The sequence below is a fragment of the Blautia intestinihominis genome, from assembly GCF_040096655.1.
Taxonomy (GTDB): domain Bacteria; phylum Bacillota; class Clostridia; order Lachnospirales; family Lachnospiraceae; genus Blautia_A; species Blautia_A intestinihominis.
On record NZ_JBBMEI010000162.1, the window covers coordinates 1 to 2109 of the forward strand.

General features: G+C 42.5%; 2 protein-coding genes and 1 pseudogene. All 3 read right to left on the reverse strand.

Annotation, left to right across the window (positions count from 1 at the left end; translation table 11 throughout):
- The coding region (locus WMO75_RS19380) for a VirB4-like conjugal transfer ATPase, CD1110 family (RefSeq protein WP_349078822.1) at window positions 1–1644 on the reverse strand (1644 nt) is incomplete at its 3' end.
- Entirely contained in the window at window positions 1526–1990 is a 465-nt protein-coding gene (locus tag WMO75_RS19385; protein WP_028086441.1) for a PrgI family protein, read from the reverse strand. The genes WMO75_RS19385 and WMO75_RS19380, both read right to left, overlap by 119 nt.
- Window positions 1991–2013: 23 nt before the next feature.
- A pseudogene (locus WMO75_RS20155) lies at window positions 2014–2109 on the reverse strand (VirB6/TrbL-like conjugal transfer protein, CD1112 family); the annotation flags it as partial.

Below are 2109 nucleotides of genomic sequence, written 5' to 3' on the forward strand. Positions count from 1 at the left end.
CTCGGAATAGTTCAGGTTCAGATCCATTGGATTGATATACTGGTCAGATACTGGCGAAACCCGAACTACCTGCCCATGCAGTGCCTGCACAAGTGCCGAATATTCGGCTTCTGGATCACAGACAATGATATCGTCTTCCGTAATCAGGAAGCAGTTTGTAATTTCCCTCTTTGCTGAGAAGGACTTACCGGAACCAGGTGTACCAAGAATCAGTCCATTCGGGTTCTTCAGACGTTTCCGATCAACCATGATCATGTTGTTGGATAATGCATTTAATCCATAATAAAGAGCTTCCCCTTCCTGAAACAGTTCCTGTGTCGTAAATGGCACGAAGATCGCTGTTGAAGATGTGGTAAGCCCTCTCTGAATTTCAATTCGATTGACTCCCAGTGGAATACAGGACATGAGTGCTGCTTCCTGCTGATAATCCAGTTGTTTTAAAGAACAGTTATATTTCTGTGCAATTCCCTGCACCTGGAAAATATTATTATCCAGCTTCTGACGCTTCTTTGCGGTATTCATTACCAGAAATGTCACAAGGAACATTCTCTCATTTCTGGACTGCAGATCTTCCAACAGGTTCTTCGCCTCTTCTCCATAGGTTACAAGGTCTGATGGAAGCACGTCCATATCATAACCGGAACGTACCGCCCGTTTCTGCTCTTCAATCTTCATCTTATCCAGATCTGAAATCTTGCTCTTGATCATTTTGATTGCTGAACTCTGATCAATGGACTGGATATGAATGTTGACATTGATGCTGTCATCCACATCCAGGAAGTCTGCAAGCATCCGGTCTGTCAGCTCCGGTGCAAGAATCTGCAGGTAACTCACACTCCCCATCGTTCTTCCCATCATAAATGTCTGATTCTTGGAAAAGTTAAAGGAAGTCGGTGCAATAAAATCTTTGGTCTTTAATCCGGTTTCCGGCAGCATCTTATACTGGAACTTAAATGGTTCAATCCGATCCTGGTTGAACACATGATATAGAATCTCCAGCCTTTCCAGACCATTTAGTGAATGTGCCTGTGCTCCCAGGACCTTAAAGTTGTTTAAGATATCTGTTTCGATTCTTTCAAGCCTTGGTCTTGCCACCTTCAGGCTTTCTGCTTCGATTCCAAAAGTGATATACTTTGTCTTCACCAGACCATTATTTCCTTTTGAAAGCTGATTTTTCAACATAGTACGGTACTCATCACGAATGGCATTGAAGTCATCGTTCTGATCAGGAATGTCAATGCTTTTCTCAAATTCTGCCACATCCACCTGCTGATTGATAAAGGACAGCTGCACACTGATGGAAGAATCAAAGTAATTTAAGAAATCACAGTAATTCTCAAATATCGTGGTCTTATCCTCATTTAAAGCAAGCTGATAGTTGATGTCATAAAACTGAATCGTCTTGGAGAAAAAGTTCTTTGTCACCTGGCAAATACCATCCTGCAGCATCCGAATATACGGAATACTCTGCTGCGCAGTTGTAGGAATATTTTTCTGTTTCCTGCGGTCCCGTTCCTGCTTCTTCCTACGCTTTTCCTGTTCTCTTTCTTTTCTGCTTTTTTTGTTTCTTCTTTCCTGACGGTTTCTTTTTTCCACCAGGGACAGACGCTCCTGCTGAGCCTCCTGCTTTGTCTTTTTTGCCATCCGGCACACCCTCCTTTTTTACAAGGGTGGAAATCTCCTGATAAAAATTTTCTGTCTTATATGGTCTTACTGACGGACAGATAAACTTCTGTCGAATGATATTTGCCACCACTTTTTCAAAGGGAAGCCCGTCTTTTTCATACATTGCCATGAAGAAAAATGGAAGCATGATCGTTACCATCAGGATGGCTGCGATACTGGAACCGATTGGTTTTCTCATGAACAGATAAAACGGAATTCCCACTACTGCGGCAAGTGAAAAGAAAATCAGCTGCCGTTTTGTCAGATTTAACGCTACTTTTGTTTTGACCTTGGTAAGGTCTTTTGGTACTGGTACATACGCCATGGTATGCGCTCCTTTCCTGCCCGCTAATGGGCATTGAATATTGATTTGCTAAGGCTTCCGGTCTTGAATAATGAAAATGCAAGAATCACGGTATAAGCCGCTACTGAAAACATTGCTGC

Coding starts and splice junctions, on each gene's coding strand:
- WMO75_RS19385 (WP_028086441.1), bottom strand. CDS start 1,990: ATGGCGTATGTACCAGTACCAAAAGACCTTACCAAGGTCAAAACAAAA.